The organism is Microbulbifer sp. ABE4_465 (assembly GCF_056160765.1).
The window spans coordinates 383,960-402,068 of sequence record NZ_JBSWXV010000001.1; the positions used below are offsets into that span (position 1 = coordinate 383,960).

An 18,109-nucleotide genomic window follows, 5' to 3' on the forward strand; every position below is an offset into this window, starting at 1 on the left:
CATTGGTCGGACATGTTGTTGGATTGGTTGTAATTTATAATGAAATATTTGGAAAGTGGAAATCTCCTAGATTTGCAAGAGCAATGCTTTCTTGGTGTCAATAAACGTCTTTTTACGTTGTATAAAGATGTGTCGAACTCCGGTCCTATTGTTGATCAGTGCACGGTGAAAAATGAGCTGCGTTCAATTAGGGAATTGATCGTCCGTGCTGAATGTATTAGGTCTATGGAGGCGTTTGATAGATACCATAAAGTCATAAAGCGTAAATGTGCTTTTTACGATCTATCCGATGTTACTATTTTCGGAATGCCAACAGTGAAAGATGTCGTTGGCTGTAATGTAGACATGAATCCCCGGAAAGTTACATCGGTTAATGCTTTGGGTTATACATACTGCTGTGAAGAAACTTTTCGAAAAGAAGCGGCAAGTGCTCTAGCTTTAGATCGCTATGAATCTGGCTATTCTAACAAGCCGAGGCTTAGGGAAAACTTGCAGGTGGGAGGTTGTAGGCTGACAGAAGGGGTTCGTTCCAGTACTGATGCCATTCCATTGGTGAGTGTCGTTACAGTTTGTCGAAATAATGAATCTGGAATCTCCAACGCTATTGAGTCGGTTTTAAATCAGACCTATAAAAATGTGGAACATATAATCATTGATGGTGCTTCTACTGATAATACTGTTGATGTCATACGTTCTTATTCGGATAGAATCGCTCTTTTTGTGTCTGAGCCTGATAGGGGTATTTATTCAGCAATGAATAAAGCGCTTAGGTACGCTTCAGGCGAATATATCGCTATTCTAAATAGTGATGACCTGTTTAAAGAAGAGTTTATCGAGAAAAGTTTGCGGCGACTTACGGTTGGGACTGCAGATATTGTTTACTGCGATTATGAAACTGAAGATGCCACGGTCACATGCCCCGATATTAATGAAGGCGTCCTATTCACTCAGCTTTCGATAAAACACAATACATTTTTATGCAGTAAAGAATGCTTTAGGACAATAGGTTATTTTGATGAAACAAGAAAGGTAAATTCAGACGCTCGTTGGATTAGGCGAGCTTACTTAATGGGGATGTCATTTGAAAAAATTAGTGAGCCGCTTGTGTTTTACTCAACAACAGGGCTTTCAGCGGCCTTGACGGATAGCGCTAAAGAAAACATCATTCAAGAATCAGTATCTCTAATAAGAATTGTATTTCCATTTTTGAGCGAGTCAGAAGCACGATTAATTTATTTGTCGAATTTTAATACTCACTCTGCCTCTAGTTTGATCGATCTTTATCTAAGGTTCAGCGGTTACTGTTCCATCTTTGGTAAAGCGATGAAGAGATTCCTTGAATTTAACTTAGCGCATCGAGATGGGTATCTGGTTGACGACTTGAATCAAGATCAATTGCTTCGAGTGTTAAATATATGCGCCGAATATGATATTTCTTTTTCTCAGATAAGGTACAGGAACGGAACCGGGAAGACGGCAAGATTTCTCACTGGTCTGGAACGAGTGTTAGCAGATCAAAGAGTAAGCCATAAGCCAATTGTCCTTCATTTTCTAAGGGAGTTTTCTTCCCCATCTGAAACTTTTGTATACGACTTGCTGATGGATATGCAAAGGTTTGATGGTGACCGATTACATGTGGTTTTGTGTGACAATAGGCATCTGGAAGATATAAGACCATATGATTTTGTTTTGCCTCTCCCGTGGGGGGAATTAAATAGCAGGGTAAGAGAAAAGCTATATCAAATAATGTGGGACCGTCTAGCTCCGAAATTGGTTATAGCTCACTTCGCGCTCAATGGTTTTTGGCTATACGAAAGGCTCACAGTTGAGCAAAGAAAAGTTCCAACAATAAATATGTGTCATGGGATTGATGTATATACAATAGAGAATAATAAAAGCTATGAGAAATATATAAAGTCATTTTGCAAGTTTGCGGAAAACGTTTGTTTTACAGCTGTATCTAATTACCTTTTGGATCTTCTTGTTTCAGCTGGTGTTCCCCGAGAAAAAGTGTTCCTGGCACATAATAGTATCTCTGAGAAATTTTCTCTGAATCGTAAGGAAACTGATTTCTATCGTGGGGAGCGAGAGCTTCGAGTATTGAGCATCGGGAGGCTCATTGGCTGGAAAGGCCATCGTTTCCTAATAGAAGCATTATCGCAAGTAAGTTTCCCAGGTAAGCATAATTTCCAATTAACCATTATTTATGGAAATGTTGCTACAGAATTGGAAAGTTTACGCGAATTGACCAGGCAACTTGGAGTAGAAAAAAACATTGATTTTGTACCTTTTGTAAATTTTGATGAATCGCCTGGTTACCTCGCGAATTTTGACTTGTTTGCTCTGCCATCTACTTATGATGACTCAATCCCACCAAGAACGGAAACCTTTGGTGTGTCGATTTTGGAAGCAATATCGTCTGGCTTGTCGGTTATCGGAACTGATGCTGGCGGTATTCCTGAAGTTGTAGGAGAGGAAAACCCTACCGCAAAGATTGTTCTGAATGGTGATAGTGAGTCGATGCGCAGCGCCATCCAAGAAATGGTGGACTCTTCTAGTGCTTCATTTAGGTCTAATAGCGATTATGCGAATCTAAGACTGGAGTTGTTTTCTAAGAAAAATAGATATGAAGCGATTAAAGCTGCAGAATCCTATTTAGGGCAAGAGCGGAAGAAAATATATCACTTCTGTTCACTCGGAAGAGGTGGTGCTTCAGGTGCCACAATGAATATCCATAAGCAATTGCTGCTAAACGGGTGGAGCTCATGGTTTGTAACCAGGAGACAAGAGCAGAAAAAGATTGGTCAGTATATACCAAACGTAATATACCTCGATCCGGAGTTATCGATAGATTTTCAGCACCTGGAAACTGCTCCTGAAAGAGGATTTACTACATTTTCAATCGATGATCACGCCATTTCGAATAAAACTATTATTGACTTGGTGAGAGACGCTGATGTTATTAATCTGGCATGGTTTGCTAAATTTTTGTCCGTTAAAAATATTTCTGCGATGTCCATTCTCGGAATCCCAATGACCGTTACTGTCAGAGATATGAACCCAATATCGGGCGGCTGCCACTATTTTCATGGCTGCTCACAGTGGCAGAGTAATTGTGGTCCTTGTCCGCAATTGCGAAGCTCCGCAGATCTTTATGCAGAACAAGTTTTACAGAAAAAGATTTCTTCATGGAATACAGATAACATTACATACGTCGCTATTAGTGATTATGTGAGGAGTATCTTAGATAGGTCACCACTAACAGTAAATGCTAGAAAAGCTGTAATAAATAATTTTGTAAATGAGGACGATTTTTTTCCTTTAGAGGACCGGCGTGAAGTACGTGATTATTTCTCTTTTCCGGAAAATAAATTCGTTATAGGTTATTTGCCCTCTTTTTCAAGCTACATCAAAGGGCATGATGAATTAATGAAGGCTCTAAAGTGTTTAAATGAATTTTATCCTGAGTTAGAAGTTGCTTTAGCGCTATTGTCCAACGAAAGTGAGCTTGATTTGGATATGCCGTATGAGGTAATTCAAATGCCTCAAACTGATGAAGTGGCACTTTTGCGGAAGTTTTATAATGCCGTGGATTTGGTTGCGGTACCTTCACTTGAAGAGACATTTTCTAATACGGCTATTGAGGCACTTGCTTGCGGGTCTCCTGTTTTGGGCTTTCAGACCGGGATCATGGCGGAGGTGTTGAAAGATTCTAGTTTAGGAGCTTTGGCCCCGGTGGGTGACTACGAGGAGTTGGCGCATGGAATTTATCGGCTCGTCACAAGGCCTGTCGATAGAGCGTATTGTTCTTCATTTGCTTTACAGAGGTTCTCCAAAACCAAGACTTTGAAGGGTTATATGGATTTATACAACAAGATAAGCAGTGAAGAGAGTGCTAGTTTGGCCTCTAAAAGCGAAATTAACTATATGAGCGTTGAGGGTAGCTCAATAGAAGTACTGCGGGGTAGAATGAAGTCAGAAATGGCTATATCTCGACTACGTCATGAGCGACGAAAGCGGGCAAAAAATTAACTCGAAGAATTATATTAATAAACGGTTCATTGGTTGCTTGGTGATCTTATTTACATGAACATCCTTGACAATTCAAAAAATACTTAATAACCAAAGTTAATTAAAGGTAGCATATGTCGACTCCAACACCTAACCTTATACTGCTTGGTTCACAAAAGTGCGCTACGACTACGCTTCATGCTGTTCTCAATGAGCACCCAGATATTTTCATGTCGAACCCTGTGAAAGAGCCAATGTTCTTTTATCCGTTTGAGGAAGCAAAGTCTTTTCTCTCGAAGTATCGAATAACACGCAATGTTCAATCTCATGAAGACCTTCTAAAAAATTATATGGCTAAAGGTTATTCAAACGAGCGGTATTTCGGCGAATCAACAACGGGATATACCTATCACGATATAGCCAGCAAGTATCGAATTGCGGAAAGGATGCGAGAGGTGGGGAGCGATTTCCGCTTTATTTATATCGTCCGAAATCCTTTGGAAAGAATTCAGTCATTTTATCGGCATTTATTAAAGCGGAAGAATTGGCAAGGGCTTAGTTTCGTTGATTTTCAAAGAAGTTCCGCCTTTGCCCCTGCATTCAATACCAGTTGCTATGCGAGTCAGATAAAGCCGTATCTAGAATACTTTGAATTAAAGAAATTCTATTTCTGTAACTTTGAAGATGTTGTGAGAGATCAAAGTTCAACAGCTCAAAAAATATATGAATTTCTAGGGCTGCCAAATGTCACTAGTGATGATGTTATCAAATTGAATGTAAGTCCCTCCGTTGGGCAAAAGACTACCACTTTGAAATTTGACAAAGTAGTACTTGACGAAATATATGAAAATATTATCGCTGAAGTTTCGAGGTTTTCTCAATTAACCGGTTTCCGCACTGATGTTTGGGATTTGCGGTATGAAAACTGGGTTCAGAAATTCGATTGACAGTATGTGGCGGCATTGTAATTACACTCAGAGTTTGTTCAATTTTAAGGGTATTTTATGAAAGTCAATAAAATAGAATTTGAGGTGGAAGTTAGAGGGGAAAAATTAACTTTTAACTTGCCTGCTCCTGAGCATCCTAGATCTGAACCATCAGTATTTGTCGTGGGTGCACACAAAACTGGCTCTACTTTGCTAAATAATCTTATCAAAGATCTTGCTAAATCCGCCGGTGAAGTGGATATTCCTGTTGAATTACTGGCCTGGCGTCAAGGTGTCCCGACTGCTAGCTGGCCTGAAAGTCTGTATGAGTTTCTTGATCAAGACGGATTTATTTTCACCGGGTTTCGTTCGCTGCATAGAATTCCCTCTTTGGGTTCTTTTAAACGAGGCAAGAAGATTTTTCTAATTCGAGACCCAAGAGACTTGCTTGTTTCTTATTACTTTTCTATTGCAAAAAGTCACGGTGTTCCCAAATCTGGGGCTACACGTGAAAGTTCTCTTAAAAATCGCGCCGAGGTTTCTGAGATGACGCTCGATGAATTTATCTTGGCAGATAAGGGGGGGATTGCAGTTCGAAATATGCAAGCCTTTGTAGATTTGATTGATGAGAATACACATTTGTTCAAGTATGAAGATGTGATTTATGAAAAAATGGCGTGGGCTCAAGATCTTAGTAAAATCTTAGGATTTGATGTTGACGCTGAAGAGTTAATAAAAATTGTTGAAAAGCATGATGTGTTTCCAGAGGCGGAGGATGAAAGTAAGCATATCCGGCAGGTTCATCCTGGAAATTATAAAACTCGACTCTCCCAAGAGAGTGTAGAGTTTATTGAGTCTCGCTATGCAGGGTTTATGAAAAAATTTGGCTATATTTGATTTGTAATAGAGATATCAGCAACTTGAGCTTTTTAATAGGTATGTCATTTTTTGAGGCGCGGTGATTATTTGCGAATATTACTGTTGTTGGTTACGGTGGGTGTTTACCGTTTAGTTATGAGGACCGGTTCAGATAATTTTCGTTTTACTTCAATACAAGGGGTAATGAAACGAATTAGGGATAGAGGTGTAGAAATAATTATATTTGAGCCTGCATTAGAGAGTTATAGATTTTTTAGTTCGCGCGCAGAAAGAAAATTAAGCGTATTCAAGAGCCGATCGGACCTTATTTTGGTCAATCGATTATCGGAAGACCTTGTTGATGTTATCGATAAAGTTTATTCCCTTGATATTTTTTGCAGCGACTCTTAGTCGCTAGTTTTAGGTATATTTTTTAAGGTCAAAGTTGTGAAAAAGGCACTAATAACTGGAATAACAGGGCAAGACGGGTCTTATCTGGCGGAGTTTCTGCTAAGCAAGGGTTATGAGGTCCATGGAATCAAGCGCCGTGCATCACTATTTAATACCGAGCGAGTCGATCACATTTACCAGGATCGCCATGAGAGTAACCCGTGCTTTTTCCTCCACTACGGCGATTTGACGGATTCTTCGAACCTGACCCGTATTTTGAAGGATGTGCAACCGGACGAGGTCTATAACTTGGGTGCTCAGTCCCACGTAGCGGTTTCCTTCGAGGCGCCTGAGTACACTGCAGACGTGGACGCCATGGGCACCTTGCGACTGCTGGAAGCGATTCGCTTCTTGGGGCTGGAGAAAAAAACCCGCTTCTACCAGGCCTCAACTTCCGAACTGTATGGTTTGGTACAGGAGATTCCACAGAAGGAGACTACACCTTTCCATCCCCGCTCACCATATGCAGTGGCCAAGATGTACGCCTATTGGATTACGGTCAATTATCGCGAGTCCTACGGTATGTATGCCTGTAACGGGATCTTGTTCAATCATGAATCCCCTCGCCGTGGTGAAACCTTTGTAACCCGCAAGATTACCCGAGGTATTTCCAATATCGCGCAAGGTCTTGAGGCCTGTATGTATATGGGCAATATGGATGCTCTGCGTGACTGGGGGCATGCGAAGGATTACGTGCGCATGCAGTGGATGATGCTGCAGCAGGAAGTGGCCGATGACTTCGTGATCGCTACCGGCAAGCAGATTTCGGTGCGTGAGTTTATCTGTATGTCTGCTCGGTATGCTGGCATTGAACTGGAGTTTTCCGGTAAGGGTGTGGACGAGATCGCGACGGTCAGCGCGATCACGGGAGATAATGCGCCAGGCGTTTCTGTTGGTGACGTAGTCGTGCGAGTAGATCCCCGCTATTTCCGCCCTGCAGAGGTTGAGACACTCCTGGGTGACCCTTCCAAAGCCAAGGAAAAATTGGGGTGGGTACCAGAAATCACCGTTGAAGATATGTGTGCGGAAATGGTGGAGGCCGACCTCGCCAAGGCTAAGCAGCATGCGTTGCTCAAGGAGCACGGCTTTGATGTGTCCGTGGCTAAAGAGTAGGGCGGGGTTGATATGAGCAAGAAACGGGTTTTTGTTGCCGGTCATCGTGGGATGGTCGGTTCTGCGATTATTCGTCAGCTTGAGCTTCGCGATGATGTTGAGTTGGTTGTGCGCTCTCGTAATGAGCTGGATCTGATCAGTCAAAACGCAGTATTGGCGTTCTTCTCCAGCGAGCGGATCGACGAAGTGTATCTGGCTGCCGCCAAGGTGGGTGGTATCCATGCCAACAATACGTATCCCGCAGAGTTCATCTACGAGAACCTGATGATGGAATGCAATATCATCCACGCCGCGCATCTTGCCGGTGTGGAGAAGCTGCTGTTCCTGGGCTCTTCTTGTATCTATCCCAAAGAAGCGGAGCAGCCGATGGCAGAGTCTGCGCTTCTGACGGGGCCGCTTGAGTCCACCAACGAGCCCTATGCGATTGCCAAGATAGCCGGTATTAAACTCTGCGAATCCTACAATCGCCAGTACGGACGCGACTATCGTTCGGTCATGCCCACCAACCTGTATGGGCCCAATGACAATTTTCACCCGGAAAACTCCCATGTAATCCCCGCGTTACTGCGGCGCTTTCATGAGGCGAAAGAGCATGGAGATGCGGAAGTCGTAGCCTGGGGCAGCGGTACACCGATGCGGGAATTCCTGCACGTAGACGATATGGCCGCGGCCTCTGTGTTTGTGATGGAGTTGGATCGGGCGCGCTACAGCGCGAATACCGAGTCCATGCTGAGTCATATCAACGTCGGCACCGGCGTGGATTGTACAATCCGTGAGCTGGTCGAAACGGTCGCAGAAGTAACGGGGTTCCCGGGATCTATACGGTGGGATACCAGTAAGCCCGATGGCACCATGCGCAAGCTCATGGATGTGGATCGCTTGTCGAAGCTTGGCTGGCGGGCCTCTATCACCCTTAGAGATGGGCTGCAACAGGCCTATTCATGGTTTCTCGAAAATCAGGCGGATTTCCGCCGATAGCACCTCTATCTGCCGGGCGTAACCGCCCGGTCTCATTTCCCCTGTAATTCGCTCTCAAATTTGGCCGTACACGGCTGATTCCCCTCGGGTTCGTGGGTATAATTCTACGTTTTTTATAATGAAGGCCATTTGACCAGGTACGCGTTGGCGTGATGCGGTCAGGAATACAGTTGGAGTACAAAAAATGAGCAGTATTGAGCGCGGTGAAGTTGAAGCGATGGCCGACGATTTACGCTATTTTGAGGCGCTGGTGAAAGATAACACCCAGGCGCTGCAGGCAAGAGTGTTGGCCGCTGTAGAAGCCAGTGCGAACCCCTATGATCATTTGAAGGCTGTGGCGGACGTGCTGGTTGAGAACCAGGCGCAAATGTCTGCTCGAATTAAGATATTAGAGCAAGTGTTGCTCAGCAAGGCCACTGTAGACACGCGGACACCTGCGATGGCGCAACCGGTGGCGGAACACAACTACGCGCCCCAGGCGCGAGTAGAGGTATCCGCGGCGGTGTTTGGTGAAAACCAGAATATGTACGGTGTTGAATATACACCCGAAGGCCTTGCCTATAGTTGGACCGGGCCAGCACCGGAGATCGTGTTTGACGTGCCGGTACTGCGAAATGTCGACAAGGTGTTTCGTCTGGGCTTTATCTCCGCGATGGATGATGACGAGTTGCTTAAAGAGGCCAAAATCCTCGTAGATGGGCAGGCACAACAGGTGGATCTCGATTTTGACGGCCAGACGCGCGGCCTGACCTGTCGTGTGCCGGCGAGCGAGGGTGCTCGGGCTACGCGGATTGAAGTAAAACTGGTCCGTACATTAAGCCCAGCGGAATTAGGTAATGGTGAAGATCAGCGAAAGCTCGGACTTGCGGTCACTGGGTACCGGGTTTGCGATGGAGAAGGTCAGTCCAGCTGACTGGCAGTTGGTAGCTTCCCGTGAGAAAACTGATTTTACATTACCACCTGTTCAAAAATGCAGGTTCATCGATTGATGAGATCCTTCGTCAAAGTTTTGGCGAAACCTGGTTAAAGTTTGATAAAGAGACTTCTTCGGCAAAGATTCTGCCCGCGGATATGCAGGGGTTTATCGATCGACATCCGACGGCACGGGCGATTTCCTCCCACCAGGCGATGCCACCTCTGCCCCAGGGGGAGTATGAAGTCTTCCCGTTGGTGTTCCTTCGCCACCCGCTCGATAGAGCGCGTTCTGCGTACCTTTTCGAGTGGAAAAAGCAATTGGGGTTAGCTGAACCGAAGGGTACTTTTGCGGAATACGTTCGGGAGAAACTGGACCCGAAAAACCATGGTCCTATTGCTGATTTTCAAGTATTGCAACTGTCGAACGAATCAGTTGAAGGTGACAAACCACGGCATGCAACCACTGGCGAAGAGCGTTTGGAGCGAGCAAAAACGTTTCTTGAAGAGCTGGCTTTCTTCGGTCTGGTTGAGCGGTTCCACGAGTCATTGCTGCGTATGCACTTTTGCCTACAGTACCATTTCCCCGAGCTAAAAGTCATAAATAGACAGATAAATACTACCCAGGTTGCTGCACAGCAGTTGGAAGATAAATTGATGACTGTTCGACGGGAACTTGGTGAAGCGCTATACGGGGAGCTTTGTGATCGAAACAAGTACGATCTGGAGCTGTATAAATTTGCGTGCGCCCGCTTCGATTCGGTCGTTCCTAGAGAAAGTTGATTTTTAATATTCGGGGGTTTTATGAGTGATTCTGTAGAGCAGCTGTTGCTGGATAAATACAAGTCAGAAAAAGAGAAAGGTGAATATCTGTTTCACCGTTTGTGCGTTTCCTATGCCAAGGTTTATATGTTTCGGCGGTCGATTTTAGGGCGCTTGATCGGCCATGTTGAGCGTGTTGTCCGCTATGCGACCTTTCGTGCATCATCAAAAAGCGAATTGACGCAACTATACGAGGCTGCATTACAGTTTCAGGAAGAGCGTGGAGTCGATTTTCACACCGTATTGAAAGAACACGCAAAAAGTGCCTGAATCGGCAATTATGGATGTATTTAAGCCCAATGAATGAAACGTGTAGTGAGCGACCCGAAGTGCTAGAGCCTCAAATCAGCAATGATATTGAAGCAGAAAGTGAGAAAAATGCGTATCTGGCCGGAGAGCTTGAGCGCTTTTCTTCGGGTATGAGTCAGGTTGCGCAGAGTAAAATCGGTAAGGTAGCACTGGCGCTTGAGGCTTTTGGCCGCCGGATTCCGCTGGTGGGGGGGCGGCGTTATTTGGACGAGGCTCTGGATATCGCGCGCTTGCCGGCAGACGAGAGAACCAGCTTCGCCCACATGGTTTCGCCAGCAGCGATTGGTTCGCATCGCTCAGAGTATCTATCGTCTGCGTATGCCCAATTCATTGAGAGTGGTATCCCGGCTGACCCAGAGCTACTTGACGAAGAGCATCTTCAAGCTCTGGAAGATGTAAATTCTCAGCTATATCAAAAGGTGGTACATCAGCAGGCCGCTATCGGAAGCGCGTTACGTGGCATGCGGGGGGCATTCAATCGGTTGGCAGATTGGGCGGCTGCAAAGCTGACGCGCCGAAGCGGGAAGGCCGGTTATCTTTGGAGCCTTTGGTCCGACTATAAAAGCTTTAAGTGCGACCATGGGGAAGATCTTGCGGCAGCAGAAAGCCGTGGATTTAATCGATTAAAGTATCTCATTCAGGTTTTACGGTACGCGCTGGCTAACCCTTACGCATGCCTACACATTTTTACCTGGCATCGCTTTAAACGCTTGGTGCGCGTACTCCTCGGAATAGAAAAATTGAATGGCGCCGCTTGGATTGAGCAGCGCTTCCCGCTAGATGCAAATGTGGCAGAGAAACCGGTGATTTTCCCGGTTGACGAGGTGTCATCTAAGTCTGTAGAGCTCACCTTTCCGGCGTACGAGAACCCACTGGTCAGCATTATTATTCCGGTGTACAACCAGTACCCCACCACGTTGTCCTGTCTGCAATCTGTTCTGGCACACACCAGTGATATTCCATATGAAGTGATCATTGCCGATGACCGCTCGAGTGATATTACGGAGTCCATCGGAGATCGCATAAAAAATATTCGTGTTGTGCGCAACGATGTCAACCTGGGCTTTTTGAAAAACTGCAACAACGCCGCGAGATTTGCTGAGGGGCGTTATCTTGTCCTTTTGAATAATGACACCAATCCGCAGCCAGGTTGGTTGCAATCACTATTGGATGTGGTCTCAACGCAGAAAAACGTCGGACTAGTTGGTCCCAAGCTGCTATTTGAAGATGGAGTATTGCAGGAAGCGGGTGGCATTATCTGGCGCGATGCGAGTGGCTGGAACTATGGTCGAGGTCAAAATCCGGACTTACCCGAGTTCAATTATGTTCGGGACGTAGATTATATCTCCGGTGCCTGTGTACTGCTTGAAAAGGGGTTGTGGGATGAGCTAGGGGGCTTCGATGAGCGTTTTTGTCCCGCTTATTATGAAGATACGGACCTTGCGTTCGAGATCCGAGCTCGCGGCTTGCGGACGGTTTACCAGCCTGCATCGAAGGTGGTGCATTTTGAAGGTGTAAGCCACGGTAGCGATATCAATTCTGGTATCAAGAAGCAGCAGCGTATTAATCAAGTGGTATTGCGCAAGAAGTGGAAGGCCGAGCTCGAAGCGAATAGCTGCGATGTAGGTGTTGATGTATTCGATGCGCGGGAAAGAGCGGGCGACCAGCCGACAGTGTTGTTTATCGACCATTACGTGCCTTTTTACGATAAGGATGCCGGATCCAGGTCGACCTTCCTCTATGTGAAAACCATGGTTGAAATGGGGATTCGGGTTAAATTTCTCGGGGCAAACTTCTTTCCTCACCAGCCATATACCGAGACCCTTCAGCAACTTGGTGTTGAAGTGCTTTATGGTGAAACAATAGCTCGGAACTGGAAACTCTGGCTTGAGGAGAACGCAAAATACCTTGATGTCATTTATCTGCACCGGCCACATATTACCGAAGATTTTATAGCGGAAATTAAGGCGCTTAAGAATTGTCCGCGCTTGGTTTACTTTGGGCATGATCTTCATTACCTGCGTACAGAGCGTGAAGCCGTGGTCGCTGGTGACGAAAAACTAAAGAAAGATGCGGAAAGCTGGAAGGCGCGCGAAATCCGGATTTTTCAGCAAGTGGATACCGTACTCTATCCATCGGATGTGGAAGTGGATGCTGTTCGGGAAATTGCACCTGCAACGGATGTCGCGCAATTACCTCTATATGTGCTCGACTCTACAAGTATCGAGCCGTACGAGTTTTCTGCTCGAAAAGACTTACTGTTTGTCGGTGGGTTTACCCACACTCCGAATGTTGATGCGGTCCTGTGGTTTATAAGTGAGGTGATGGAGAAGATCCGTGCCGTTGACCCTGAGGTGCGCCTTCATGTCGTTGGTTCCAATGTTCCAGATGAAATCAGTGCTCTTGCTTCAGCAAATGTAATAGTGCACGGCTTTGTGAGTGATGCCGAGTTAGAGCAGCTTTACCGTGCTGTTCGCGTTTGCGTGGTTCCTCTTCGTTACGGTGCCGGTGTGAAGGGGAAAGTTCTGGAAGCATTGCAAGCCGGTGTACCATTGGTTACGACACCAATCGGTGCAGAGGGAATTCCAGCATCCGAAACAGTTATGGCCGTTGCTGAGAGTGCCGATGATTTCGCACACGAATTGATAGCGCTATATACCAAAGAATCCCTTTGCGAGAAGCAGTTGGCTGAGCGCCCGGGTTTTATTGAGCAATTCTTCAGTAAGGAAGTGGTCAGAGGCGCTATTGATAGGCATATTTTGTGCGGTATTGACGAGTGACGGGATAGCCGTGCCCCCTGATGCGCATAAAGGAATAGTCAAGCTACTTGGTTGCGTTTGGAGTCTTAACGTTGTTTTTAGCGTGTCCGGCACTAATAGAATGAGTTGTATTTTCTATGAAGAGTCTTATTAACAGCACAGCGGCACTTTTTGTTAGCCGTAGAAAGATTTGCCGGCAGTTTATCGTCGTAGCACCTGCTCGATTTTTCTCCGACGTTCTAGTGAGTTTTATAAAAAGCTTTCTTGAACTGTTCGTTTTTATTTTGCCGATTAAAATCGTTCTGATTTTGGCTGCGCCGCAGATGCCTGTAATGTTTGACAGGTTTGTGCCCGGAATCTCCCGGGCCGAATGGGCTGGGATACTCACGGCCCTGATTGTGGTGCTCCATATTGTAGTGTTGATACAGGACTGGTATTTAAATCAATCGGCGGATAAATATGCGAGAAAATTTTCTTTTTTGCATAAAAAGGGGCGCTTTACGGGCAATGATTTTCTGATTTCGGCATACAACGGCATTGTAAGTGCAAGAGGAAGTACATTTCTGCTGTTGGCATTGAGCCTGGTAATCGGGTTTGTATATCTGGACTTCCTGGCATTTTTGGTGGCTGCGCTAGGCTTTGTGGTCGTGGCCGCTGCAGTGCTGGCTTCGGCATCCAGTAAATTTCGTGATGCTTTTCTTGATAGTCCGCCCACAATACTGGGTAGAGCCTCCAATCTGATTTTTATCGCTTGTTTTTGTTTTCTGGTCTATGCCTTCGTTCTCTCTGAGCGGCCACCGGAGTTTCTTCAAGGGGTCGTATCTATAATCCTGGGCAGAAGGCTGTTGGGAGCAGTGACTCAGAAAGCGAGTAATCTTGTCTGGTTTAGTAAGAAGAAAGCTGCAGTTCAGAAGCTGTTCTATCGTGGGCATGCAAAGTTACCGGGAGCGGGTAACAGTGGTGCCTTTATTGACAAAATGTCACAAGGGTCACTGGAAGAGTTTACTTCTGAAGCCTTGAGCGCGCTCGGGGTACAGGTGGGGTTAGACTCCACCTGTGAATGGGTCGAATCACCTTTTCCCTGGATGAGTCTTGTTCAATGTTGTTCTGGCGATGCAAATTTGTTGCTTAAGGTTTATGAAAGCAATAAGGCGAGAACAGCAAAAAACGAGCTGGAACTCTACCCCGATCTCGAGACCTTGGGGGTTATCCCGAAGTTCATTGGGGTAACCGAGGTGGGTGGCTATCAGGTCCACGCATTTGAGCTGGCCGCGGGCTGGAACTTTACTCGAGATCGGGACACGATCATCAGTGTACATTCTAGGCTTCAACTACTTACTTTTGACTCGGCGTTAGTTGAAGAGTACTGCTCGGTCCATCCCACGCTGACAGATCGGATTAACCCTGTCCTACTGTCACGACTTTCGCTTTTAGCCGATTCTGACGAAAAAATCAGGCTTGACTCTCTTGTTGAGCAGCTTCCAGCCATATCCGAAAGGATCAAGGCTTTACCTCTCAGTCTGGTGGTTCAAGACCCGGTTGTTAAACAGTTGACTCTTCATGAAGATGGCCGCGATTGCTTGTTGGGCCTGGGAGACTGGAAATTAGAGCCGCTCGGATTCCATCTATGGCCTTCAGACTCACCCGAGAAAATTGCTGAAAACATTATCTCAGCACACGCGGATTATGAAGAGGGTGATATAGCTGAGGCTGCCTTGGATATTCAGTTTTGCGGTTTGCTCGCAATGTTGGAGCGTCACTGTAGAGGCGGACGTTTACGTGAAGGAATCAAGGTTGTGAACCAGATCCTAGCGCTACTGGAGGCTCAGAGTGTGGGTAGCGAGGAATTGTTTACCTCAGCTTGAGCCCGGATCGGCCAATGCGACTCTTATGGTGCCGGTGGCTCGCCGTTTGCAAATTGTAGCGTTCTATTTACACCCGATACAAAGCCGGGTACAGAAGAATTGATGGACTGTGGTTTTATGCGTTTAGTTATTACTCATGGGCATATTTTCAAAAATGCCGGAACAACCTTCGATTGGGCTCTGCGGCGATATTTTGGCAGTGCATTCTGCGATCATCGCGACGACCAGCCAATGCGGCAGCGCGGAGTTGATTACCTTCAGGAGTTTTTGATCGGAAACCCGGAAGTCAAGGCCATTTCTTCACATCATATGTGCAACACATCACGCTTACAGGGCATAAAGTCGGTACCTGTATTTTTTCTGCGTCATCCGTTACTACGAGTGCTCTCCGTATACAGTTTCGAGCGCAAGCAGAAATCTGATACGCCGGGTGCCGAAGCTGCAAAAAAATATGATTTGAAGGACTACATCAAGTGGCGTATGGAGCCAGATGTTGGACGGACGATTCGGGACTACCAAGTGGCATATCTTGCGTCAGAGTGCAAAATTCGGAATTCTCAAATTATCGGAATCAAGCACCTTGCCGCTGCGGCTAACAGGCTCAATGACGGATCACTGGTAGGCCTCGTAGAGGATTTTGATCGTTCTATGGCGCTGATTGAGTTAGAGCTCGGGAAGTATTTTCCAAATTTTGACTTAAGTTATGTGCGTCAGAATACGACGCGTTCCCTGCAGGCAGAGCAACGCAGCATTAATTATCTGGCCGGGGAAATTGGGGATGAGGTTTTTGACCTATTGGTTGAAAACAATAGTTTTGACCTGGCTCTATATCGTATGGCGAAAGAGTCTCTTGCCCAGAGAATCGCCAAAATTGAAGACTTTGCAGTACGCTTTGAAAATTATCGCAGTAGATGTGAGCAGCTGAGCCTCGGTAAAAAGCGCGCTTAGTCAATTTGCCCGAGTACAACGGCTACCGCGTATCTGGTTCGTCTATGAGCTGGGTGCAGTAGGCTGGATGCTCTTATAAAATTTATTCGGACTACTTGCTGAAGGTCAGGTCTCTGTCGCGGAGATCTGCTACCGGGTGGGTTGAGACTATTTATGATTGCAAGATTTGTTCGTTCAATATTTGGTCAGCGACAGGAAGATTCGGCGAGGTCACGCTGGGACGAAAATTATTTGGGACCTACTATATATGGCATAGACACTATGCCTTTCGAGGTTTATGTTGGAAAAAGAGTCTCAGAAGTAAAAATCGATCTTGCAGATACAAACCATCTTCACCTGGCAGATGTCCTCTTCAATACCCATAGTACGTGGGTTTCATTAAAGGATTATGACAATCTGTCTTTTGAGCAAAGTTCTGCCGTTAAAAATGACAGAGTTTTCGATATCGCTTCGTTAGCGAATGGGACGAGTGCCTTTTTTTCTACCCGGATGGAAGAAAACCCGCATGTCATTGTGCGTTTTCCACATGACATTGAATTAGAGGCACTAAGGATTGTTAACCGACGAGATGGTCTTTGGCACCGGGCCCGAAACCTTCGGGTTTCTGTTTGCGCTGATGGACGATGGTATCCTATTTACGATGGCTCTGACCTCCAGTCTCGCCTAACGTGGTTGAAACGAGCCGTTGAAAACCTTCCTGTTTCTGATTCACCTCCGGTTGATGTTTGTAATTTGCTTTCTGAGCTTCAGAATTGCATCTGCACTAGTCCGTTAACCATTGAATCCTGTTGTGGGATAGTCGAGAGGTTCGGGGCAGAGTATCAGTTTCCATCTAGTAGTATCGAATCGGTAGACTTCTTTAGTTCTAGTTTGGCCCGCTCCCTATCCAGTGTATTTAGCTTCTTCGAGTCGGGGCTAAGCTTTTTTGCGGCACGTTTTTCCATCAACATGCTGGTATGCCATGGTTATCGAAGAGATGCATTTAGACTGTACTCTATTGCCGCTCGTTCTTTATCTGAAGCCGAATTAAAATGCATTGAGGAAGATGTCGAAGTTATTGGGCACAAGAAGTATCAACACCCCTTAATCCCTGCGGCTCATACCTTTGCCCGTCCTTTGTCCAGTTATCCCCGCGAAACCTTACTTGATACTATTGATGCAGTTGTGAAGTGTCTGCATGATTCTGATAAGGCTTTGTTGCTTTGTTATGGAACGCTATTGGGTTTCTATCGAGACAATGACTTTATTGCCCACGATGATGACATTGACTTGCTGTGTATCACGAACGTAGGGCGGGAAGGATTACACGAAGTTGCAAAAGAAATTGTAGAAAATTTAAGCGAAGCTGGATTTCGGGCGCAAATAAACTTTAATAATCGCCGTGAAGGCTTACCGTTTATTCAAGTGTTTTCCAAGTTGCATAAAGTGCATCTGGATATTTTCTTGGCGTTCGAGTCCGGCGGAGAGCTATTGCTTCCGATGCGGAACGTTAACTATTCCAGTGTTCCCGCGTCCATATTGCAGCCTGTTGCAACCAAAGAGTTCTTTGGTCGGGAATACCAGGTACCTGCGGACATTGAGGGATTTTTGGTTGCGCGCTATGGGGTGAACTGGAATGTACCAGATAAGCACTTCCGCGCGAATGAGCATGGAAAGCGCTAGATCCAGTTTTGTGAGAGTTGATATGAGTAAAACAGTTATTACCTATGGCACATTTGATTTATTTCATGTTGGACATGTGAGATTGTTGAAGCGGTTGGCCAATTTGGGTGACCGGTTAGTGGTAGGATGCTCGACGGATCAGTTCAATGAACTGAAGGGTAAGCAGACTATTATGAGCTATGAGCAGCGGAAAGAAGTTCTTGATTCGTGTCGTTATGTGGATGGCGTGTTTCCGGAATCGAATTGGGAGCAAAAGCGAACGGACGTCATTAGAGAAAAGGCGGATATTTTCGCGATGGGGGATGACTGGGCTGGGAAGTTTGACGACCTTTCTGACATCGTAAATGTAATTTATTTGCCTCGAACCCAGGATATTTCCACCACGGAAATTAAAGAACTTGTGGCGTCAGTGAAACAAGACAAAAAGCAGGAGTTACTCAATGTCTGCGATCACTTGATTTCGCTGGCATCGCGATTGTAGCGAAACACAACTGAA

The 18,109-nt window shown here is 45.8% G+C and carries 13 protein-coding genes; all 13 read left to right on the forward strand.

Features of this window, described 5'->3' with window-relative positions; translation table 11 throughout:
- Positions 1-39 precede the first annotated feature (39 nt).
- The 13 genes from ACXAG1_RS01550 to ACXAG1_RS01610 all read left to right on the forward strand — a co-directional run bounded on the left by ACXAG1_RS01550 (position 40) and on the right by ACXAG1_RS01610 (position 18,094).
- Positions 40-4,032: a glycosyltransferase gene (locus ACXAG1_RS01550; RefSeq protein ID WP_475118733.1), complete on the forward strand. Its 3,993-nt coding sequence runs from the start codon at positions 40-42 to the stop codon at positions 4,030-4,032.
- 113 nt (positions 4,033-4,145) lie between these two features.
- The gene (locus tag ACXAG1_RS01555; protein ID WP_475118734.1) at positions 4,146-4,958 is read left to right on the forward strand and encodes a sulfotransferase family protein; all 813 of its coding nucleotides are present in this window, start codon (positions 4,146-4,148) and stop codon (positions 4,956-4,958) included.
- A 57-nt stretch (positions 4,959-5,015) separates the two neighbouring features.
- Positions 5,016-5,834: a sulfotransferase domain-containing protein gene (locus tag ACXAG1_RS01560; RefSeq protein WP_475118735.1), complete on the forward strand. Its 819-nt coding sequence runs from the start codon at positions 5,016-5,018 to the stop codon at positions 5,832-5,834.
- A gap of 408 nt (positions 5,835-6,242) precedes the next feature.
- Positions 6,243-7,358 carry a GDP-mannose 4,6-dehydratase gene (gene gmd / locus ACXAG1_RS01565; RefSeq protein ID WP_475118736.1) on the forward strand — a complete coding sequence of 372 codons (1,116 nt, stop codon included), beginning with the start codon at positions 6,243-6,245 and terminating at the stop codon, positions 7,356-7,358.
- A 12-nt stretch (positions 7,359-7,370) separates the two neighbouring features.
- On the forward strand, positions 7,371-8,336 hold the full coding sequence (gene fcl, locus ACXAG1_RS01570) for a GDP-L-fucose synthase (protein ID WP_475118737.1): 966 nt from the start codon (positions 7,371-7,373) through the stop codon (positions 8,334-8,336).
- A 184-nt stretch (positions 8,337-8,520) separates the two neighbouring features.
- A complete protein-coding gene (locus tag ACXAG1_RS01575) occupies positions 8,521-9,249 on the forward strand; it encodes a hypothetical protein (RefSeq protein ID WP_475118738.1) in 729 nt (242 codons plus the stop codon).
- 20 nt (positions 9,250-9,269) lie between these two features.
- Positions 9,270-10,031, forward strand: a complete 762-nt coding sequence (locus ACXAG1_RS01580) for a hypothetical protein (RefSeq protein ID WP_475118739.1) — start codon at positions 9,270-9,272, stop codon at positions 10,029-10,031.
- A 21-nt stretch (positions 10,032-10,052) separates the two neighbouring features.
- Positions 10,053-10,340, forward strand: a complete 288-nt coding sequence (locus ACXAG1_RS01585; RefSeq protein WP_406827634.1) for a hypothetical protein — start codon at positions 10,053-10,055, stop codon at positions 10,338-10,340.
- A 29-nt stretch (positions 10,341-10,369) separates the two neighbouring features.
- Positions 10,370-13,159 carry a glycosyltransferase gene (locus tag ACXAG1_RS01590; protein ID WP_475118740.1) on the forward strand — a complete coding sequence of 930 codons (2,790 nt, stop codon included), beginning with the start codon at positions 10,370-10,372 and terminating at the stop codon, positions 13,157-13,159.
- A gap of 116 nt (positions 13,160-13,275) precedes the next feature.
- Positions 13,276-15,003, forward strand: a complete 1,728-nt coding sequence (locus tag ACXAG1_RS01595; RefSeq protein WP_475118741.1) for a hypothetical protein — start codon at positions 13,276-13,278, stop codon at positions 15,001-15,003.
- A 117-nt stretch (positions 15,004-15,120) separates the two neighbouring features.
- Positions 15,121-15,951: a hypothetical protein gene (locus tag ACXAG1_RS01600; RefSeq protein ID WP_475118742.1), complete on the forward strand. Its 831-nt coding sequence runs from the start codon at positions 15,121-15,123 to the stop codon at positions 15,949-15,951.
- Positions 15,952-16,104: 153 nt separating this feature from the next.
- Positions 16,105-17,613 carry a LicD family protein gene (locus tag ACXAG1_RS01605; protein ID WP_475118743.1) on the forward strand — a complete coding sequence of 503 codons (1,509 nt, stop codon included), beginning with the start codon at positions 16,105-16,107 and terminating at the stop codon, positions 17,611-17,613.
- A 22-nt stretch (positions 17,614-17,635) separates the two neighbouring features.
- On the forward strand, positions 17,636-18,094 hold the full coding sequence (locus tag ACXAG1_RS01610) for an FAD synthase family protein (RefSeq protein ID WP_406827640.1): 459 nt from the start codon (positions 17,636-17,638) through the stop codon (positions 18,092-18,094).
- Positions 18,095-18,109: the final 15 nt, after the last annotated feature.

Coding starts and splice junctions, on each gene's coding strand:
- ACXAG1_RS01550 (WP_475118733.1), top strand. CDS start 40: ATGAAATATTTGGAAAGTGGAAATCTCCTAGATTTGCAAGAGCAATGC.
- ACXAG1_RS01555 (WP_475118734.1), top strand. CDS start 4,146: ATGTCGACTCCAACACCTAACCTTATACTGCTTGGTTCACAAAAGTGC.
- ACXAG1_RS01560 (WP_475118735.1), top strand. CDS start 5,016: ATGAAAGTCAATAAAATAGAATTTGAGGTGGAAGTTAGAGGGGAAAAA.
- fcl (WP_475118737.1), top strand. CDS start 7,371: ATGAGCAAGAAACGGGTTTTTGTTGCCGGTCATCGTGGGATGGTCGGT.
- ACXAG1_RS01575 (WP_475118738.1), top strand. CDS start 8,521: ATGAGCAGTATTGAGCGCGGTGAAGTTGAAGCGATGGCCGACGATTTA.
- ACXAG1_RS01585 (WP_406827634.1), top strand. CDS start 10,053: ATGAGTGATTCTGTAGAGCAGCTGTTGCTGGATAAATACAAGTCAGAA.
- ACXAG1_RS01590 (WP_475118740.1), top strand. CDS start 10,370: ATGAATGAAACGTGTAGTGAGCGACCCGAAGTGCTAGAGCCTCAAATC.
- ACXAG1_RS01595 (WP_475118741.1), top strand. CDS start 13,276: ATGAAGAGTCTTATTAACAGCACAGCGGCACTTTTTGTTAGCCGTAGA.
- ACXAG1_RS01600 (WP_475118742.1), top strand. CDS start 15,121: ATGCGTTTAGTTATTACTCATGGGCATATTTTCAAAAATGCCGGAACA.
- ACXAG1_RS01605 (WP_475118743.1), top strand. CDS start 16,105: ATGATTGCAAGATTTGTTCGTTCAATATTTGGTCAGCGACAGGAAGAT.
- ACXAG1_RS01610 (WP_406827640.1), top strand. CDS start 17,636: ATGAGTAAAACAGTTATTACCTATGGCACATTTGATTTATTTCATGTT.